Source organism: Streptomyces sp. AP-93 (genome assembly GCF_022808175.1).
Classification (GTDB): domain Bacteria; phylum Actinomycetota; class Actinomycetes; order Streptomycetales; family Streptomycetaceae; genus Streptomyces.
Genome location: NZ_JALGBX010000046.1, coordinates 19844 through 38515 on the forward strand (window position 1 = coordinate 19844; position 18672 = coordinate 38515).

At 70.2% G+C, this 18672-nt stretch carries 15 protein-coding genes; 2 read left to right on the top strand and 13 right to left on the bottom strand.

The features are described 5' to 3' along the window. The first annotated feature begins 48 nt into the window (after positions 1-48). On the top strand, positions 49-192 hold the full coding sequence (locus MTF69_RS41035; protein ID WP_243341913.1) for a hypothetical protein: 144 nt from the start codon (positions 49-51) through the stop codon (positions 190-192). A 142-nt stretch (positions 193-334) separates the two neighbouring features. Here the strand turns inward: MTF69_RS41035 and MTF69_RS41040 are convergent, their stop codons facing one another. From MTF69_RS41040 to MTF69_RS41090, 11 genes are all read right to left on the bottom strand, one after another. Continuing rightward, positions 335-709, bottom strand: coding sequence for a hypothetical protein (locus MTF69_RS41040; protein WP_243341914.1), 375 nt, complete (start codon positions 707-709; stop codon positions 335-337). Positions 710-978: 269 nt separating this feature from the next. After that, a complete protein-coding gene (locus MTF69_RS41045; RefSeq protein ID WP_243341915.1) occupies positions 979-1842 on the bottom strand; it encodes a helix-turn-helix domain-containing protein in 864 nt (287 codons plus the stop codon). 365 nt (positions 1843-2207) lie between these two features. Then, a complete protein-coding gene (locus MTF69_RS41050; RefSeq protein WP_243341916.1) occupies positions 2208-3089 on the bottom strand; it encodes an extensin in 882 nt (293 codons plus the stop codon). Then, on the bottom strand, positions 3086-4021 hold the full coding sequence (locus MTF69_RS41055; protein ID WP_243341917.1) for a bifunctional lytic transglycosylase/C40 family peptidase: 936 nt from the start codon (positions 4019-4021) through the stop codon (positions 3086-3088). Before MTF69_RS41055 ends, MTF69_RS41050 begins: the two co-directional genes overlap by 4 nt. Next, positions 4018-5013: a replication-relaxation family protein gene (locus tag MTF69_RS41060; RefSeq protein WP_243341918.1), complete on the bottom strand. Its 996-nt coding sequence runs from the start codon at positions 5011-5013 to the stop codon at positions 4018-4020. The genes MTF69_RS41055 and MTF69_RS41060 overlap by 4 nt, the downstream gene beginning before the upstream one ends. Before the next feature lie 40 nt (positions 5014-5053). Then, positions 5054-7456 (bottom strand): helicase HerA domain-containing protein, encoded by a 2403-nt coding sequence (locus MTF69_RS41065; protein ID WP_243341919.1) that lies wholly within the window; start codon positions 7454-7456, stop codon positions 5054-5056. Next, positions 7453-9315: a VirB4 family type IV secretion system protein gene (locus tag MTF69_RS41070; RefSeq protein WP_374325637.1), complete on the bottom strand. Its 1863-nt coding sequence runs from the start codon at positions 9313-9315 to the stop codon at positions 7453-7455. The genes MTF69_RS41065 and MTF69_RS41070 overlap by 4 nt, the downstream gene beginning before the upstream one ends. Beyond that, on the bottom strand, positions 9312-10262 hold the full coding sequence (locus MTF69_RS41075; protein ID WP_243341920.1) for a PrgI family protein: 951 nt from the start codon (positions 10260-10262) through the stop codon (positions 9312-9314). The genes MTF69_RS41070 and MTF69_RS41075 overlap by 4 nt, the downstream gene beginning before the upstream one ends. Before the next feature lie 5 nt (positions 10263-10267). Beyond that, positions 10268-11968, bottom strand: a complete 1701-nt coding sequence (locus MTF69_RS41080) for a hypothetical protein (RefSeq protein WP_243341921.1) — start codon at positions 11966-11968, stop codon at positions 10268-10270. Positions 11969-12276: 308 nt separating this feature from the next. Then, positions 12277-12645 (bottom strand): pilin, encoded by a 369-nt coding sequence (locus MTF69_RS41085; RefSeq protein ID WP_243341922.1) that lies wholly within the window; start codon positions 12643-12645, stop codon positions 12277-12279. Positions 12646-13003: 358 nt separating this feature from the next. After that, entirely contained in the window at positions 13004-13819 is an 816-nt protein-coding gene (locus MTF69_RS41090; RefSeq protein ID WP_243341923.1) for a hypothetical protein, read from the bottom strand. 820 nt (positions 13820-14639) lie between these two features. On the opposite strand from MTF69_RS41090, the gene MTF69_RS41095 reads away from it, so the two are divergent. Then, positions 14640-14810, top strand: coding sequence for a hypothetical protein (locus tag MTF69_RS41095; RefSeq protein ID WP_243341924.1), 171 nt, complete (start codon positions 14640-14642; stop codon positions 14808-14810). A gap of 88 nt (positions 14811-14898) precedes the next feature. On the opposite strand, the gene MTF69_RS41100 is transcribed toward MTF69_RS41095, so the two are convergent. Beyond that, positions 14899-18306, bottom strand: coding sequence for a hypothetical protein (locus MTF69_RS41100; RefSeq protein ID WP_243341925.1), 3408 nt, complete (start codon positions 18304-18306; stop codon positions 14899-14901). A gap of 4 nt (positions 18307-18310) precedes the next feature. Then, positions 18311-18487, bottom strand: a complete 177-nt coding sequence (locus MTF69_RS41105) for a hypothetical protein (RefSeq protein ID WP_243341926.1) — start codon at positions 18485-18487, stop codon at positions 18311-18313. Positions 18488-18672: the final 185 nt, after the last annotated feature.

Here is an 18672-nt window from a genome sequence, read left to right on the forward strand (position 1 = left end):
GCGGTTCGGTCGGCGTCGCGGGTGATGGACAACTTCACGGGAGTGCACGTGGCCACCGCCGATAGTCCCGAGCAGGCCAACCGACGCTGCGCCGACTTCATCCGCGCCCAGGACCAGATGGACCCGCAAGTCGCCACGGGCATCTTGCCTGCGGGCAGCTACGCCATCCCCGGCACCGCCCCTGGCGAATAGCCCCTGCACTGCCCGTCCAGCGCCACACCAGGGCCCGCCCCGCCGTTTCGGCCGGGCGGGCCCGGCCGCATCCCGCAGCTTTGTGCCCAATACCCACTGCCTTGAGCGCCTTTCGGGAATTTCGCTACGTGTCCGTGTCGCGTCAGCGACGGATCTTCGCGCACGGCGCGGAGCCGGACTTGTTGAACTCGATGCACAGCCATGTGCCGTGACGGAACGTCCGGCCCTTCAGGTTCCAGTCCGCATCTGAGAATTTCGTCAGCCCCGCGGTAACCGGGGTGGCGTCCTTCCAGCCGGTGACGTCGGTTCGGCTGCCCTGATAAATCGTGTATAGGCGGGCTCGGACACCGGTGCCGTGGCCATCCATCCAGCCACCAGCGCGGTTCACTTTCAAGCCCTTGCCCTTGACGATCAATCCGACGTTGCCGTCCTCGACTGTCGCGTCTGCGTGTGCGGGGGTAGCTGCGCCGGCCAAGGCGAGGAAGGCCGCTGCGGCGGCGTACGTGATTCGCTTCATGGTCGATCCAACCGAGCGTGCCCGCTCGATGGTTACGTTGTGAGGTTGGCGATCACCCGACGGAGTTGGGGTAGGTGCCGAAGCGTTTGCGTGTTGGCGAGCCGGGGCGCAGGCGGCGGGACTGCTCCGCACTTTCCCTGGAGCGCAAGTATGTTGCCTAGGGCAAGTAGGTGCTGGCTCGGGTCGGGTGCGAACGCGACGGCACGAGGCCCGGCGGCGGCCACCCCGTGAACAGGGTGGCCGCCGCCGGGCCTCATGCCGTGATGCTGCTATTCCGGGCCCGCTTCGGCGGCGGTCAGCTGGTAGGTGCGCGGCCTGTCGCTCACCTGCTCGGCGATGCCCTGGCGGGTGAGGGTGACCAGGGCGTTGGCGATGGCCCCGGAGGACTTCTCGATCACGCGGCTGATCTTGGTCGCGGTGAACGCCTCGCCAGGGTGCGCCTGGAGGTGGTCGATGACCATCTGTCGCAGGGCTCCGGGCGCCAGCCGCTTCTTCTCGCCCGGCAGGGGGATCGGCTCCGCTGGCTGAGCCGCTCGTCCCGCGTCGGCCTGCGGGGCGGGAGTGGCCTCGGGGCCATCGTGGGAGTCCTCGCCGTTCGGGTCTTCTTCGTCGTCGTCTCCTGCAGCGGGCTCGGTTTCCTGGGGCGGTGAGACCTGAGGGGTGTCGGTCGTCGGGAGGGTGGGCGGGGCTTCGGCGGGGTCGCACGGCTCGGCGGTGGTGTCGGGTTCGGTTTCGGTCGAGCCCGCGGGGGTGTCCGTGTCGTTGGTGTCCGGCTCAGGGGTGTTCTCCGGCCGGGTTTCCGGCTGGGCGTCGGCGTGGGGTTGGCTGGGCTCGTCGCCGTTGGTGGCCTCGGTGGCGGGGGCGGGGTGCCAGCGATCGGGGGTGCGGCGGGGGCCGTCGTGGCCGCCGGGGATGCGCACGGCCAGGCCGCGCTCCTCCAGGGTGACCAGAGCCTTGCCCGTGGTGGAACGCCCCAGGCCGGCCGCGAGGGCGAGTTCAGCGACCGTGGCGGGCTCGGTGAGCCCCGCCAGCTCGGTGTAGAGCGCGGCGGGTGCGCCGGTGAGTCCGTTGACGGGTTCGGGGTTGGGCGCCACGTGCAGCGTACGGGTGCCGTCGGGAGTCGTGTCGGACATGAGGGGGCCTCGCTTCCGTGAGAAGGGGGTGTTGAGGTCCCCGGCCGGGGTGCGGACCGGTCATGAGGTCCGCGGGTGTCCAGCCGAGCGCGTGCGCACCGCGTTGGCCTCGGGCATGAACATGGCTGTGGCGCGAGCGGGTTGTGTATCTGCGACCGCTCGGTTCGTCGGCCACGACCATGGACGCTCGATGCCGGGTAGGAAGTCAAGCGGGTCGATCGACCCCGTGTAAGACCACGTCAGAGAGCTGTGCGGCCGTGCCCCGGATCCGGTGTGCGCCGATCGGCGAGCGGTCACAGCGCGGTGGCGGGGCGACCGTCCGATCGGTGGCACGGACGGGTGGATCGGAAGACATGCGGCTTAGATCATCTGGGCAGGTGGCCCGGATCGGAGTGGCGGGCAAGTAGTTGCTCGCGGACCTGCCGGGCTCGGCGAGGACCCAGATGGAGATCGGTGCGCAGACGCCAGATACTCACGGGACTGCCCGTCGCGGCCCGGGCAGCCCTGTCGAGCGCAACGGCACGTGGCCACACGTCGGCGTTCGCCGCCCCGTGGGGGCCCGCGTCGGGCTTGGGGGGCATGGGCTTGCCGCCGGGCGGGCTGTCGCCCGTGTGGGGGCCGCCGCGGCCCGGCGTGGTGCCGGGGCCGGCGCCCACGACGTCTTCGGTGGCGGATCTGTTCTTCGATGGTGGAGTGTTGACCGGTTCTGGATCGGCGTCGCCCGGATCGGTGCGCGTTCGGGGCGATCGGTGTGCGGGGGCTGCGGGCGGTTCGGGTGGATCGGTAGGATCGGCGGAGCCGATCCGGTCCAGCAGATCGGTGACGGTTCTTCGGTAGGCGGCGATCGTTTCCGTCAGGGCGATCAGGAGCAAGGCCGGGGTCAGGTGCAGCAGCACGGCTGCTGGATCGGCTCGCCGTGGCCAGCCGATCTGCCCGTCGGGCCACAGGCTCTCCCAGGTGTTCATCAGCGCAGCGGTGCATCCGGCGCTCCAGCGCAGTGTGGTGGACCAGGCGGGTGGACGGATGCCCCAGGAGGCGAGGCGTGCATCGACGTACAGGACGCCGGCCAGGGCGGTTCCGATCATCGGGTCGAGGAGGATCGCGATCGGCAGGGGCACGTTGCGGGTCGTGGCGAAGCGGGTGACGTTGACCGTTGTGAAGATCAGCGCGAGGAGTCCGACGGTGCACAGCACCCAGGTCATGGTCCGCAGCAGTTTGATGGCCTCGCGGGCGGCGGGCTGCTTCACCGGGCGCCTCCTCGTGCCGCAGGCCGGGTGGCGCCCTGGTAGGAGGCGCCGTGGATGTTCGCCGGCCCCTCGCGGACGACAGCCCCAGGGTGCGGTGCGTCTACGGACCGCCCGCCTCCGGCGTAGATGGCGACGTGGGTGATGTGGCGGGGGCTGGTGCCGAAGAACAGCAGGTCGCCGGGTGCGGGTGGGGTGCCTTTCGGGAGGCGGGGGCCGGCGTCGTGCTGGGCCTGGGCGACGCGGGGGATGCCGATTCCGGCGGCGCGGTAGGCAGCCTGGGTGAGGCCGGAGCAGTCGAAGCCTCCCTCGGACGGGCCGTCGCCGCCCCACACGTACGGGGTGCCGATCTGGGCACGGGCGAAGGTAACCGCCTGGGCTGCTGCCTGACTTGGCGCCGGTGCGGCGGCAGCGTATTCGGAGGCGATTTTCAGGACTTCGTCGACGTACGCGTCGCTGTGGTTGTAGTGCCAGATGGCGCGTCGGAGGTTCCGTCCGCCTTTTGCTCCGTTGGCGCACAGGAGTCGGGCGGCGGCGTGGACGGCGTCGACGGGGTCCCAAGGGGTGGGAGGGTTCTTCCCGCCCGGCGGTACGGGATGCGCGTACGCGGGAAAAGTGGAGGGCAGGAACTGCATCGGCCCTACCGCCCCTGCTGAGGAGACCATAGTGGGGTGCCGCGCGTGGTTAGTCTCGACCTTGCCGATCGCGGCGAGGACGCTCCAGGACAGGCCCGGGCACTCGGGCGCGGCCCGCTGGTAGAGGGCGAGCATGTGGGGCGGGATGTCGGCGATGGCTTGCTTGCTCGGAGCGGCCGACACGCTGCCGCCGGGGAGGAGGCTGCCGATCGCCGCGGCGACGATGACGACTGCGAGTACGGGCAGGGCCAGGACGGCGCATCCGATACCCGTGACGGTTCTGGTGATCAGCGAACTCACCCTGCGGCCCCGGGGGCGGGCGGCAGCGGTTGCACGGGGAGGGTGAGCGCGGTGTCGGCGTCGGTCGCCTCCTGCCCGGCGGCGGGGGTGAGATGCGGCCAGCGGGTGGCGAGTTGGGTGAGGGTGGTGCGGCGGGTGTCGCCGCTCTGGAGTGGGCTCCACCAGGGGCCCCAGGGGCTGGAGGTGGTGAAGTCCGCGGACGAGGTGGCCAGGCTCAGGCCCAGGTCGCGTGCGGGGGCGGCGAGGCGGCGGCGTAGGGCCTGGTCGCGCGAATGGGTACGGGTATGGATGAGCAGGGCTGGCTGTGTGCTGGTGGCGGTGCTGAAGGCGGCGTAGCCGACGAGTTTCGCCTCGACGCGCGGCAGGGGCTGGCTGCCGGTGTCGTACTCGAGGAAGAACGACAGCCTGGCTTCCCCTTCTTGCCATTCGGCGTAGGCGTCGGGGCGGACGATGTCGCCCCAGCGCCGGGCGCAGGAACGTTCCGAGAGCCAGACGTTCAGTCCCGCGAACGGGGTGGTGCCGGTCCGGGCGCGGGCGGCGAGGTGGGTGAGGAGTTCGTTGACGCCGAGGTCGTGCCCGAGGGAGGGGGAGTAGGCGATGCGGCCGGTGTGGCTGGGGCGCCAGCCGAGGTCGGCGAGGTCGCATCCTGCGTGGGCGGCGAGGACGGCGGCGCCGACGGGGCCGAGGGTGTAGTGCTCGGGCGCTGATCCGGTCTGCGTCAGGGGACGGAAGGAGTCGAGGACGCCGCTGTCGTGGAGGGTGCGCAGGCGGCGCTGTGCGGAGCGCAGTGAGGTGTAGGCGAGGCTCGCGATCTGGTGGGTGGTGAGGACGCGGTGTTCGTGGAGCATCCGTGTCAGCCACAAGTCGCGGGGGGTGAGGATGCGGGCGAGGGCTGCGACGTCGGTGTGCCGCGTGGGACGGCGGCGGCTGGTGGCGGCGCGGGCGGTGTAGCGGGAGCCGGGGCCGGAGGCAGGGCGCGGGAGCGCGGGCATGACGGGGCACCACCTGGAGGGAGGAGGGCTGGGGGCGGTTTCAGGGGCGGGTGGCCGGCCGGGGTGCGGTGCGGGCGGCCGCGGCGGCGCGCAGGTCCTTGGCCCGCCCGGGTACGGGGGGTGGCAGGGGGCGGGTGGTGAGGGTGAAGGCGGCGGCTTCCGCGCCGCTGGTCAATAGATGCGCGGCAGCCTGGTAGGGGCCGAGGTGGGCGAGGTCGTGCGCGCCCAGCGTGGGGAGGGTGTGACGCTCCAGTGCGCTGGAGTCCTCGGGGGAGGCGTTGAAGAAGATCTTGTTGCGGGCGTTGGCGGAGATCCCTTCGCGCAGGTCGCGGGGGAGCTGGGCGAGGTGCTGGTGGGCCAGCAGCATGGACAGGCGGTAGCCGCGGGCCTCGGCGAGCATGTCCTCCAGCGGGTAGGGGAGGGTGAGGAAGTTGTGCGCCTCGTCGATGCTCAAGGTGGCGTCGATCCGCTGGTGTTCGGGCTGGCGGGCGCGTGCGGAGGCGGTCTGCCAGGTGCCGGCGACGATGAAGGAGCCGAGGAGGCGTGCTGTCTCTTCGCCAAGTGCGCCTTTGGGTAGGCGGGCCAGCAGGATTCCGCCGTCGAGGACCTGGGAGAGGTCGAAGGTGGAGGGGCCGGCGGCGATGGATCGGCGTGCGAAGTCGCGCAGGAGGAAGGCTCGTAGCTTGTTCATCACTGGGCCGACTACTGCGGCCCGTGAGGGTTCGGACATCGACTCGTACCAGGCCCAGAAGCCGCGGAGCACCGGGTCCGTTAGTGCGGGGATGATGCGCAGCCGGTAGGCGCTCTCGCCCAGCAGGCGGGGGACGTCGGCGAGGGTGACGAGCTGGTGGGTGCGGTCGCGGTGCTTGAGCAGGGTGAGGCAGGCAGCCCGCATCACGTCGTCGGTGCGCGGTCCCCAGAAGGCGGTGAAGATCCGGCGGAAGATGCCGGTGATGTTGTCGACGACGACGTCGATGTCCGCGCCGTCGAGGACGTTCAGGCACGGGGGCGCGTGCGGGTCGTCCGGGTCGATGAGGACGAGGCGGTCGGCGCAGGTGTCGGGGAGGCGGTCGAGGAGGTCGGTGACGAGGTCGCCCTTAGGGTCGATGACGATGACGCCCCGGTGGTTGCGTACGTCGTCGAGGACGAGGTTCGCGATCAGGGTGGACTTGCCGGAGCCGGTCGCGCCCATGACATGGAGGTGATGGCGGGCATCGGCGACCGCGAGGCCGACGCCGCGCCGGGCGCCTGCGTCGGAGCGGCCCAGCGGTTTGACGCCGGCACCGGGCTCGGGGGCGGGGATGGAGGGCGGCGGCAGAACGGAGCGAGCCCCGGCCCGCTGGAGGCCCGGCGCGTCCGGATCGAGAGGCAGGTGGGCCAGGGCTGCGAGTTCCGGAACCGACAGCAGAGCGGCGCGCAGGGGGAAGCGCCGCGTGTTCACAGGCTGCTCGGGGCGGGTGAAGCGGGCGCGGACCAGGTAGTTGCGGTCGGCGTACAGGCCGAATGCGGAGGCCAGGGCGTGGGCTCGCCCCCGCGCGACCTCGTCGGCGCGCTCTGTCTTGGGGCTGCAAGTGGCGGCGTAGGCGATGACGCACTGCCACTGCGAGCCGGAAAGCTTCCCCGCCGCCTGCCGTACGGCGGCGGAGTGTTCGGGGTCCAGCTTTCCGGCCGCGGCTTGCTGAGGACGGTGCAGGAGCAGTGCGGTCAGGGCGGGCAACCGGGCCGAGCCACTCCCGGCCTTCAGCCGCCGGGCTTGGCGGCGGGCGCGGCGTAGCGCGCGGCCGGTGGCGGGGCGGGCCAGGATCTGCACGCACGCGGACTCCTCTTCTGCCATGCCGGTGGCCGCCTGGAGCAGTGCGCGAAGCGGGTCGGCGGTATGGTCGGTGCGCAGGGGCAGGACATCAGGCCGGGCGGGGCGAAGCCGGCCGGCGGTGACGGTCTGCCCGGCTGGCAGCAGTGGGTCGGGCTCGGTCAGGCGTGTGTGGGCGCCGGGCCAGGCGGCCTCCACCGCGCGTCGTACCAGGCCCAGGGGCACGGTGCCGGGTACCCACAGGCGGATGCGCAGCCCGGTGTGGGACCAGGTGTATTCGAAGGCGAGGTGGGGCTGGCCTGTGGTGATGCGGCGCCACCACGGGCGGAGCAGCCCGGCGAGCTGGGCCCACAGGACCTCTCCGCCGCGCGGTGCCACGGCGGGCGGCGCCAGGATTTCCACGCACTGCGATCCCTCAGCGAGGCGGCGCTGTTGCGCGAGATTCAGGCGGTGCCTCAGCGCGTAGCCGCCGGCCACGGCTGTGGCCCCGCCGCAAGCCGATGCTGCTGTCTGCCCGCTGAGCCAGCTGACGGGCGTGCCGCTGACCGTCGTCCAGAAGCTGCCCGGGTCGGTGAGGAAGTCCACCAGGGGCCCGCCCGGCTGTGCGGCGAGCTGCCACACGGATGCTGTCACAGCTCCCACTCCTCGTCGTCGCCGAGGGGTTCATCGATGGCAAGGCCATCGGTATCGGGGTCCTGTTCGGTGAAGTGCTGGGCGGCGAGTTCGCCCGGGTCCGTGGTGATCACTTCGTGCTCGCCGGGGGCGGCGACGCTGATCAGGGCGACCTTGTGGCGGCGGTCGCCTGTCAGCAGCAGGGCCTCGCCGCGGGTCGCGGACAGCAGGAACTCCCGCTCGCCGTAACAGAGGTGGAAGTTCTCGCTGATGGTGTCGATGGCCTGCGGGGCCTGGCGCAGCAGGATCTGGGTGGCCGCGTTGGACACGATGGCCCGCCCGAGTGGGGAGGCGAGCACGTCGTCGGCGTCCTGGGTGACCACCGCGAGTCCGGCCCAGTACTTTCGGGCGGCCTTGGCCATCCGGAACAGGAAGCGGGCACCGGCTCCCTCGCGCATCAGCAGCCACGCCTCGTCCACGACGACGAAGTGCCGTCCGGCATCGGGGCGGTGGGTGACCTGCCGCCAGACCGCGTCCAGCGCCAGCAGCATCGCCGGGGCCTTGATCTCTTCCGGGAGCCGGCGCAGCGCGAACACCACGAGATGGCCGGATGCCGAGACGGTACTGGGGCCGTTGAACAACTGGGCGTGCGAGCCGCTGGTGTACGGGGTGAGGCGCTCGGCGAGATCGGCTGCCGCCTCGCTCTCCTCCTCGGCCAGCACGGCGGCCAGATCGGCGAGCGTGGGCGGGGTGCGCTGCCAGGTGCGGAAGTCCGCAGTGATCCCGACGCGCGCGTACGCGGAGAAGATCGCCCGGTCCAGCAGCGCCTTCTCGGCACCGGTGAGTTCCGCGCCCAGCAGAACGGCGAGGAAGGTGTGCAGGAACAGCACCCGCCGGGTCAGTACGTCCTCCGATGGGACGGCGGCGGGCGGCAGCTCAAAGGGGTTGAGGCGTACGCCGTCCGCACCGAGCGCGACCACCCGCCCGCCGACGGTCTCGGCGAGACGGACGTACTCGTCCTCCGGGTCGATCACCGAGGCGGTCACCCCGGTGAACAGCAGCCTGAGCAGTTCGAGTTTGGTCAGGTACGACTTGCCGGCACCGGAGCGGGCCAGGGTGATGGAGTTGTAGTTGTCCTGCGCGAAGCGGTCCCACACCACGGGAGCGCCGGAAAGCGTGTTGAGCCCGTACAGCACTCCGGACGCGGCGCCCTCCTCGCCGGTGGCGACCGGCAGGTCGGGGCTGGTGAAGGGGAAACACGCGGCGAGCGCGGCGGTGTCGAAGGTGCGGCGGATCCGAAGCGTGTCGATGCCCAGAGGCAGGGTGGCCAGCCAGGCGGGCAGGGCCCGGTAGGTGGTCGGCGCGAGCGTCATGAGCAGGGACTCGGCGACGGCGCGTACAGCGGCGGCCTGTTCGGCGAGGGTCTCCTCGTCCGCCGCGTGCACGGTCAGGTACAGCGCGACCTGGAACAGTTTTCCCTCGCCGCGGGCGATGCGGTAGGCGAGGTCGGCGGCGTCCGCAGCGGCGGCCTCGACCTCAGGGTCGTCCAGATGGCCTTTGTCGAAGCCGCTGCGCCGGCCGGATTCCAGCCGGGCACGCTGCTTCTTCAGGCCCGCGGCGGCGACGGGGTTGGGCACGGGGTCGATGTGCAGGGCGATATCGAGGTGCCCGGGAAAGTTAAGCAAGGGCGCGAGCCAGCCCGGGGTGACCTCGGCCGGGTAGCCGGTGACCACCATCGTGGTCGCCAGATGCCCGCCGATGGCCAAGGCGCGGGCGTACACCTCGATGGCCTCGGGCCCGGCCACCTCCAGCAGGCGAGCGCTGTTGACGGCCGGCGTCTCCATGGTGGTGCGGTGGCGGCCGAAGAGGACTGGGGTCATGCGAGGTCACCTTCCAATGCGTCATCGGGGGCGGTGGGTGTGTCGGGGTTGCAGGCCGCGGCAACCAGGCCGGCGCCCTCCTCGGCACTGAGGGGGGTGACGGTGATCTCGGCAGCGGCCAGCGCCCGGGCGGCCTCGTGGATGCGCTGGAGTACACGCCCCTCACCCGCATAGCGCCGCACACCGTGCGCTGCGGCTTCTTTACGGGCCACCAGCACGATCTGCCGGCCGAGCAGGTTGCCGCCAGCCGCGAGGTCGGCGAGGAAGTCGGCATGCGCGCGGGCCGCGTGCTCCAGTGCCGGGTGCGGCAGCGCGGCGGCATCGTGCTGAAGCGTGTCGGCGAGCGGGGAGAGGTCAACGCGGTGGCAGCGCACCAGCACCTGGGTGGGCCCGGTCAGGGAGTTGAGCCAGCGAGCGAACGCGGCGGTCAGACCCTGCTGTTCGGCTGCCGAGCGCAACTCGAAATTGACCGTGGAACACCTCGCCATCGCGGCTTTCCCCTCGCCACGCAGATCGAGCACCCCATCCGCGCCGATGCCGTCATACGGCATGCGCATGGCAGCCGGTGGCGGGCCTGCCGCCTGCGCCCAGTGACCGGGAACGACGCCGGGCAGAGAAGGAACACCCTCCGGGGCGTGCACCCGGCGCTTGGGCGCGCGGGCGTGGCCGAGGGCGGAGAGCAGGAATCGGTCCAGGCCGATGCCCTCACGCTGGCCGAGCGCGAGGGCGGCCACCGCCCCGGCGACCGGCACCACCAAAGCCGCGTACGCGACGGGTGCCATGAAGGGGCGCATGGCCCACCAGCCGCCATACAGCACAAGCGCGGCGACGGCGAGGATGGCAGTCTGCCGGGCGGTGAAGGGGCCCAGCAGGCGGTCGGGGCGTGAGATGTCGGCCGGGATGCGTGTGGAACACGGGACATCAGCTGTGTCATCGGCTTCAGTCATGCAGGTTACCTCCGGGGCGGGTCGAGCGGCAGTCGCAGCTGCACGGGGCGAGGTGGGCGAACCCGTACGCGGCGTGCGGGAATGGGCAGGGCCAACTGGCGCCTGCGGGATGCGGGCGCTGGCGAGGGGGCAGGGGCGGGCGGAGCCGGAGTGCCGGCCGGAGCGCGCGACGCGGACGCAGATGAGGCAGGGAGCCGTGCTGCGTGGATCGGCAGCCACATCTGCGTGGGCCGGGACGGACGGGCGGGGCTGCGCTGGGCAGTGACGGGAAGAGCCAGCTGCCTCCTACGGCGGGCCTGGGCAGGATGGATCACGGCACGAGGACCTCTCAGTGCTTGGGTGACGGGCGCCGAGCCCGGGACGCGGCGCCCGGAGCCCTGGCCTGCGCGTGAACTCGGTGCGGCTGCGGCCGGACTGCCTGCGGCCGTCCGGGCCCTCCTGGTGTTCGGGGCGCCTGCCCGGCGTGCGCCGGGCACGGCCGGGATACCGGGCTGGGGCTGGCCGGCTCCTCCCGGACGGTGAGGGGAACCGGCGAGGGCGGCACGGCCACGAGCCAGCAGAGCCCGGCCCCGGCCGCGGATCCCTCCACCAGGCCCGATCCCACGCCCAGGCGATGGCGGCCGACGGCCACCGGGTCCGCCCCGACCGCCCCTGGGCGGGCCGCCCCCTGGACGTCGACCTCCTCCTCCCGGTCCGCCGCGACCCAGGCCAAATCCGGAGCCGGCACCTCCACCTCCGGGGCGGCGTCGCAGCAGGCGCATTCCGGGCGCGTAGTGGTCCATGAGCCGATACAGCGCAAGGTGCTTGAGGACCCGCACGGCCGCCGGGGCATGCGGGTTGTGGACGGGCGTGCCGCGCAGGACGACCTGGAGAGTCCAGCCCGGAATCTTGAACAGCACCCAGAACAAGGCCAGTCCCGCGAGCATCGTGCCCAACTGGTCGGACTTCGGGATGCCCAGGGTGGTGGCCCCGGGCGCGAAGAAGAGCTTCAACGCGAGGACGAATGTCAGCGACTGCGCGATCTGGATGGCCAGGCATCCGGCCAGGCCCCGCCACCACAGCCGCGCGACAGGATCAGTCAACGGGTGGGCATGACACGCCAGCATCAGGGGTGCGGCAACAGCCAACAACGCCATCACAGCGACGCGGACCAGGAAGCCGATCAGCACGGCGAGCACCAGCGCGATCATCATGATCGCCAGCAGCAGCAAGTACAGCTTCAGGCCCGCAGCGCCGAAGAGCGCGAAGGGCAGGACGCGTTCGACCATGCCCTGCCCGGCGTCCGACATATCGGTGGCCATGATCGTGTGAGCGAGGGCGTTGGACAGACTGATGGCCTTGCCCATCACGGTCAACGAGGTCGCCGCAGCGGCCATCCCGAGAAGAAGGCGCGGGGCGATCTGCTGGACGGTGTAGCGGGTCTGGACGGTTTCGTAACCCATGACCGTGATGCCGCCCGCGGTCACGAAGAGCACGTAGATCCCGGCCGTGATCCCCAGCATGGCGGTCCACAGCTTCTTGATGTCGGCGTGCCGGGTGACGTCGGGGGTAGCCAGCAGGGTGTCGGCGAGGAACTCCCGGACCGGCTTCGTGATCTGCTCGACCAGCATGCCGAGGAACGAGGTGATCGCGTTCACGATCATGGCGGGGATGTCGAGGAGGTCCCCGAAGCCACCGCCCTCGGTCTCGCAGGGGAAGCCCTCCACCTCGCACGCCCGAGGCGCAAGGCCGGGTGCTGGCTCCGGCGGTGAAGGCCGCTCCGGCCGCGGAGCGGGACGGCCGGGTACCGGAGTTGGTGCGGGTCCTGGACTCGGGGCCGGTAGCGGAGCCGGTGAGGGAGCGGGGCCAGGCGCGGGCTGCGGTTGAGGCCGGGGCGGCTCCGGGGCCGCAGGTGCTGAAGCGGGTGTGTACGAGGATACGGAGGCAGCCGAAGCCGGCACCGGGACCACGGCCAGGACCACCCAGATGGTCAGCACAGCCAGGGCCAGAGCCCGGCGCCGGGTCGCTACTCGCCTCATCCGTCCGCTCCGACGATGCCCTTCAGCACCGTCACGAACACCGGAGCCAGGAGCGCCAGCCCGTAGCCGATGGCGGCGGCCCTCACCGCGCGCTTGGCGGACTCGACTTCCCCCGGATCACCGCCGGCCATCAGGTAACGCAGCCCCCCGAAGGTGAGGAACAAGGTGGCGAGCCCAGCGAGGATCCCGACGATCCAGTTCCGAAGGTTCGTGATCACGGTCGGGATGTCCGCGACGGCCCACGCGGGCCGAGCCAGTACCAAAGTGAGGAGGACGGCGAACACGTTGGTGAACGTGATCCGAACCGTCCACCGTCCAGCCGGGTTGGCCGGCGGCCGACGCGGGCGGCGGAGCTTGCTGGGCATGGCGCAGGCACCTCCATCAGGGGCACAGCAGCGAAGAAGAGCAGGGCGTGAGCGGCATCGCGGAGCGGGGCCGCGTCCCGTGGTGTCGTGCACAGGGCGGGGTGAGCACGCATCCTTGGCCCGGAGCCGTCCTCCTACTCACAGGGCGGGCATCAGGAAAGGAGCTCGGGTGTCAGCACGAGACGGGCCGTGCTCACCCCACCGGGTCGCCGGTTCCCTGGAAGCTCAGCGCTGCCGGGGAACCGCCGATAAGCAACACCGGGTGCATGGAGCGCATCCAGTACCTGCTCACCGGTAATGGAGAGCCGCAGCCGGGAAATTGACATCCACTGGCCGCGAATCCCCCTAACGGGTCACGTCACTGTCCGCGCATCCGGAGCTTCAGGTACGCGGCCAGGTGCTGTTCGGCGGCGGCGCGGTGGCGGTAGAGCTGGCGCACGCTCACCCCCCGCTCATCGGCCAGCTGCTGCATGGACTCGCCCTCCAGACGCGTACGGGCGATCAGCCGTGCCTCGGCAACGCTCACGATGCGCTCCTGTACCGCGCGGGCCAGCACCGTGTACTCGTCCCGCTGCTCGCTCTCATCAGCTGCTCCTGTTGCTTCCTGGCCGCCTGCCTGGCCAACGTGATCGGTGAGCCGCTCCAGGTGCGCTGCCGCTAGGCCGCTCTCCCGGCCCGCCTGGCGGTGTGCGGCGTACACCAGGCGGTGCACCGCCCGGTCGGCGGCAGAGAACAGTTCCCGGCTCACATCCGCGGTATTCACGTCCACGGCGGGCAGGGCGGTGGCGACAGCGGCCAGGGCCTCCTGCTCGACCTCGGCGCGCTCCAGGTGCGCGGGGCGCGCCAGACGGGCCAGCATCCGGCGCAGCACCGGAACGGTCATGGCAACGGCCACCGTGTCCCAGGGCTCGCCGAGCTGCTGAGCACGGCGGACCACCTCACGCCAGGTCCGCTCACGCAGTGCCGGCGTGATAGCGGGGTGCGCGAGGCGGGTGCGGACCTGGTCGACCGGCAGCACGATGCTGTCGGGCTCCTCACAGACCAGGTACGCGGGCAGCGTGAGCGGGGTGGCGGCAGTGGCTAGTGCCAGGAAGGACTCCTCCAGGTTTCGCAGTGGGGAACGCCCTTCGGTGCGTGCGTCCGGGCGGTGGGTGGGACGGGCGATGTGGTGCATGGCACTTCTCCTTGCGGGAGTGGCGGACAACTTCTGCCGCCACCCCTTTCAGCCCGCCGTGCCACGCTCGGGCCCCTCGCGCGCAACGCCCGCGCCCTGCCCGGTGCACTGGTCCGGTGTGTGCGATGGCCCACGACCGGCCCACCCCGCCTGGCCTGCGGCGGCCACCCAGCCGAACAGCCGCACATCGAACACAAAGAATTTGGGTGTAGCTCTACCTCAGGGAAGGTCGTGATCAAGCGGTGAGGTCGTATTCCTGCTGGTCGGGGGTGGGGTAGAGCCGTTCGTGCTCGCGGTCGAGGTAGTAGGCCCCTCGAATCACCCCGCCCAGGTCTGACCGAAACCGCAGAAGGCCGCCCCGTGCCGATCAGGCAGGGGCGGCCTTGCCGTACGCCCAGCCGCGCGTTGCGTACGCTCATCACCGACGAACGAGGAGGACACGATGGCCGATGACCAGCAACTCTGCGGGTATCCGGAGGTCGCCGCTCACCTGGGCATCAGCGTCCGAGCTGCCCGTAGCCGCAAGAGTCGGGGGCGCCTGCAGAAGCCCGACGACACCAGCGTGCCGGACCGGCCGCGCTGGAAGCCCGCTATCTTCCAGGGCTGGCGGCCCGTAGGCCGAGGGTTCCGGAGCCACCTGCACGGAACCTCTCAGCACGAGATCACTCCGTCCGGCTGACCGGCAGTCGTGCCCGCCCGTGGGCTGCGGCCATGACGTCCGACTTGACAGCGGCCAAGATCCAAATCCAACTGGCCACCGACATCCGACTCGCCGATGCCGTCCCCGCCGTTCCCTTCGCCCGACAACGCTGTGCTCCGGGTGGTCGTTGGCAACGCCATCGCATCGGTCCGCAGCGGCGAAGCCTCGGTGGAGGAAGCGATCCTGCATGCAGCCGTCCACGGCTGGTACGAGGGTCATATCCAGGGCGAGGACGATTGCCCCGGCTGCGACTTCCGGGGTGGGCTGCCGAAGAACGGCAACCGCGGCTGAGCACCCTGCAAGACCGAGGAGCGCCACAGACATGTCGGTGGCGCTCCTCGGCGTTGGTACTTCGCTCTCCTATACCGGCGGAGATCGCTTACTCCTGCCGTGTCGTATTCCCCATGCTCCGGTACGGCGTCGGAGCTGCCTTCCCTCTAGCCTCGCAGCGGACGGATCGGCGGGGGTCATGGCTAAGGTCAAGGCGTAGCGAGACGTGTTGGTCGGTGTCGGTCAAGCAGCGGGCCATGGCTCTACGAACGTGGTGGCTGGGGTCACGGGCGAGGGTTGCGCCGATGATGGCGGGAGCGGTTTGGGTTGTGCACCACATCCGGGCGGCGAGGACGCGGACCCAGGGTAGGGAGTGTGCAGCGAGGACCTCAACCGGCAGGCGGGCGTGCTCGGGGTTCAGCTTAGCGAGGGCCTCGGCGAGGGTGAGGGCATCTCCGGTGTCAGCGTGTGGAAGTTGGATGAGGGTGAGAGTGAGAAGCTCTTCGCTCTGTTCGGGCGTGGTCGCGAGAGCTGCCGCAGCGCGTAGTCCTGCGTAGCGCAGTGTGGTGGTGCCCCAGTTGATGCCAAATCGGTCGTAGGGGTGCATCTGGCCATCCTCGTCGCCCGTGCTTCCGTCGAGGTTCCCGCACGCCGCATCGAGCACGGTCGGGTAGAGGCCGACCCGCTGCTCTGTGTTGAGGGCAGCGGCCAGTACGGTGAGTGCGTCAAGGGATTCCTGGCGTTGGATGGCCAGCCGTTTGGAGTCGAGAATGGCGGCTCGGAAGGCCTCGCCGAGGAGACGGAGGTCCTGATCCTCCAGCGCGCCTGCCAGCAGGGCGGCGTGCTGGGGGGATACGAGATCAGTGGGCGCCGGTTCGGTGGGGGTGATGAAGTGGCGTACTTGTCGGCGCGCCGTCGCTTTGGCCTGCTCCGTGGCGCCGACCACGACTAGGGCGATGGCCGCCTGCGGGTTTCCGCGCTCGGAGGCCGGGGCACACAGCTCAACCACCAGATCCGATTCCGAGCGCAGGGCAGTCCAACCCCGACCATCGAGGATGGTGTCTGTCATCCATCTGGACGACAGCTGCAGCATGCGGCACATCTGCTCGACAGCACTTCGCCTGAGTCCCGGATGGCGGTCCGCGATCGCAATGACCAGACTGGCGTGGTCTTGGTCGGACCTCTTGAAGAGTCCGGGCTTTCGATCGGCGAGGAAGGAAGCTGTGAGGTCCAAGAGGTGCTGGGCCTGGTCCTCAGTGGCGGCCCCTGCAAGCCTGGCCAACGCTGTGAAGGCGGCCAACGTGCTATCAGTGCCGCCGAACGGGACTGGATGGTCGGCGATCACCTCGACGGTGGCGGCGTCGATCCACTGGATCGCGTCCTCGTCGCTGATGAGATCTGCGGCTGCTCCGGCGAGAGTGAACGCGCTGGCGCGTTCCCACTGTTGACGCCCTCCCACCTGATCAGCTCCCAGCGAAGGGAGCGGTTCATACGGCAGTTGATCGACGATGGACTTGAGGGTCTTGGTCTGCGCAGCAGCGACGAGGTGGGGTAGCGCCTTGCGCGCCTGGCCGGCTCGAAGGTGGAACTCCCCGAGGAGTCGTTCGGCTTCCTCCTCCCGCTGCCAGGCACCGGTAATCACAGCCTTCAGGCGGTAGCGGCGCAGTGCCTGAAGAGTGTCCGGAAGGGGATTGCTGTCGCGAGCGAGCCTGGCCAGGGCGTGCTCGCGTGTGGACACTGGGTTTGGCAGGAGCGTTCCCGTACCGCTGGCGCGCAGAGTCGCAGGCATGAGGTGCGAGTCGGTGATCTGCTCGCGCTGGATGCCGTAGCGGATCCGGATGAGGTTCTGCGCCTCGAGCCAGTCAGCGGCGTCCTTCTGGAGAGCGGGGCCCGCGTGACGCAGCGCGTGGTCGATAGCGGTGGTGTACTGGCTGATGGCCTCGTCCGGTTGGCCGGATCGTGCGAGATGGCGCGCGTAGCGGGCAGAGAGGAAGCTGGGGATGGGGTCGGGCTGGAAACGGGCCTGGGACGCCAGTGCGGGCCATGTTGTGGCTTGGTATCCAGCGTCGGCGAGGCAGGCCCTCAGCCGGGCTTGCCACAGCGATGCGGTCGGCGCGGCGTCCGCGATGGCCTGAAGAGCGCCGCCCCGGTCGCGGACCAGCAAAGTTTCGTTCTCGGCAATGGTGTGCTCGGCGAAGAGTGTGGCGGCCTCCAGTCCGTACGAATCGTCGGCGTTGAGCTCGTCCACGGCGGACGCGACCTGCTGGAGGGTCGTGCGATGGTCGTTCTCGAACTCGGAGATCACGCCGAGTGCGTTGGCAGAGCGGATTAGAGCGTCGTCACCTTCGACCTCCTGGGCGGCGAGCTCGTTGATGAGTCGGGAGGCGCGCCATGCATCGCCACTCTCCAGAGCAATGACCATGCCATGGAGGTCTGCCCGGATACGGCTGGCCACGTCACCGGCTTGCTGGAGAGCTTCAGCCTGGCGCCTCCGCACCCCGTAGGCGTACTGCGTATATGGGGTGCTCTCCAAGCGGTCGGCAACTGCAGCGAAGGCCTTTGCAGCCTCGGCAGGGTCGTCAGGCATCTGCTGCTGGGCCTCGTCGAAGAGGGCGTCCAGCCCCAGGTAAGCGAGCGGTCCTCGAAGCACGGCACCGATATCGGCGGTCACCTCAGCTGGCGGGGCAGTCCCAAGTGTGGTGATCCGAGCCAGGCTACCGGCGAGCTCGGTGCGAAGCATGGCCGCGTCCACCGTGGCTCCGGTTGGGGCAAAGGTGCCGGCCAGCTCCGCGAGTCTGCTGAAGAGGCTGCTGGCTGCCTCCTGTGAACGCTGCGAGGTGTGGCTGATGAGCCTGTTCACTGCGTTGGTCCGATCGGATTCGTCTCCGTCCTCGAGGTGCAGTTCCCGTACCTTGAGTCGGCGCAGCAGGCGCCAAGTGAGCTCGGAGTCGTCCATCCCGGCGTTGAGGCCGGCGGAGACCTGCTGGACGATCGCGTCGAGCTGCTTCAACCGGTTCCGCAGCTCTCTGCCGTCAACCTGTGGCCGCTTCATGGCCGCTCGGAACTCGGCTTCGCTCGGCTGCCATCGCGCGAACTGCGAGATCTTCCGAAGCTGTTGCGCAGCCTGACAAGCGCTGCCTGTGGCTAGGAATAGGTGCCAGCGCCCGGCGTCGATGTCGAGCCAACGGTGGAGTAGTGCCTGCAGGAAGGATTCGATCAGTGCCCGGGACTTCCTGTCGCTCGGAATCAGATCCGGCGATCGCCGGACCGCGATCGCTGCCCCGACTTCGCCGTTGTCATCGTGGCCAAGCAGGACGAAGTCGTCTACGGGGCTGAGGTGTTTGGCCTGGAAGACCAGATGGGTCGGTACCGCATCGTCACCCAGTTCTCTGGCGGCCTCGCTGGTAAGCACGTGTGTGAGCAGGACAGCACCGTATCGGTGTTCGAGGACGGTTCCGCCGCCACCCGACGAGTACGGGTTGGACATTGAGGTGTTGGCACCTGCAGGACTGGTCACGGTTTCACCGTACTGTCTGTCCCTGCTGCCCTTCCCTTCCCAGCGCAAAGAGCCTCACCCGCAGTCGCGTCCACGCCTCCCGCTCGGCCTCCAGCCGCACGGTCAACTCGGCGATCTCCACCTCGAGTTTCTCCACCCGCATCCGGGCCGCGACCTCCCGGGCCTCCAGCTTCTTGAGCAACGGACCCATCACACCCACCTCCGCCACCACGGTAGGAGGACACGAACCCGGCCACACCCCCGATCAGCGTTCTCCCAGCTCACCGGGTCCCTGAGGAAGAGCTCGGGCCTTGACCCAAGGCCGGGTAGTTAGCGTTTTCGCAGGTCACGCAAGGGGTGTTGGCGTCCATGCTGTAGCGGCGTAGA

Excerpts from the sequence above, each read along its gene's own strand:
- MTF69_RS41040 (WP_243341914.1), bottom strand. The coding sequence starts at position 709 with ATGAAGCGAATCACGTACGCCGCCGCAGCGGCCTTCCTCGCCTTGGCC.
- MTF69_RS41045 (WP_243341915.1), bottom strand. The coding sequence starts at position 1,842 with ATGTCCGACACGACTCCCGACGGCACCCGTACGCTGCACGTGGCGCCC.
- MTF69_RS41060 (WP_243341918.1), bottom strand. The coding sequence starts at position 5,013 with ATGCCCGCGCTCCCGCGCCCTGCCTCCGGCCCCGGCTCCCGCTACACC.
- MTF69_RS41070 (WP_374325637.1), bottom strand. The coding sequence starts at position 9,315 with ATGACCCCAGTCCTCTTCGGCCGCCACCGCACCACCATGGAGACGCCG.
- MTF69_RS41075 (WP_243341920.1), bottom strand. The coding sequence starts at position 10,262 with ATGACTGAAGCCGATGACACAGCTGATGTCCCGTGTTCCACACGCATC.
- MTF69_RS41085 (WP_243341922.1), bottom strand. The coding sequence starts at position 12,645 with ATGCCCAGCAAGCTCCGCCGCCCGCGTCGGCCGCCGGCCAACCCGGCT.
- MTF69_RS41090 (WP_243341923.1), bottom strand. The coding sequence starts at position 13,819 with ATGCACCACATCGCCCGTCCCACCCACCGCCCGGACGCACGCACCGAA.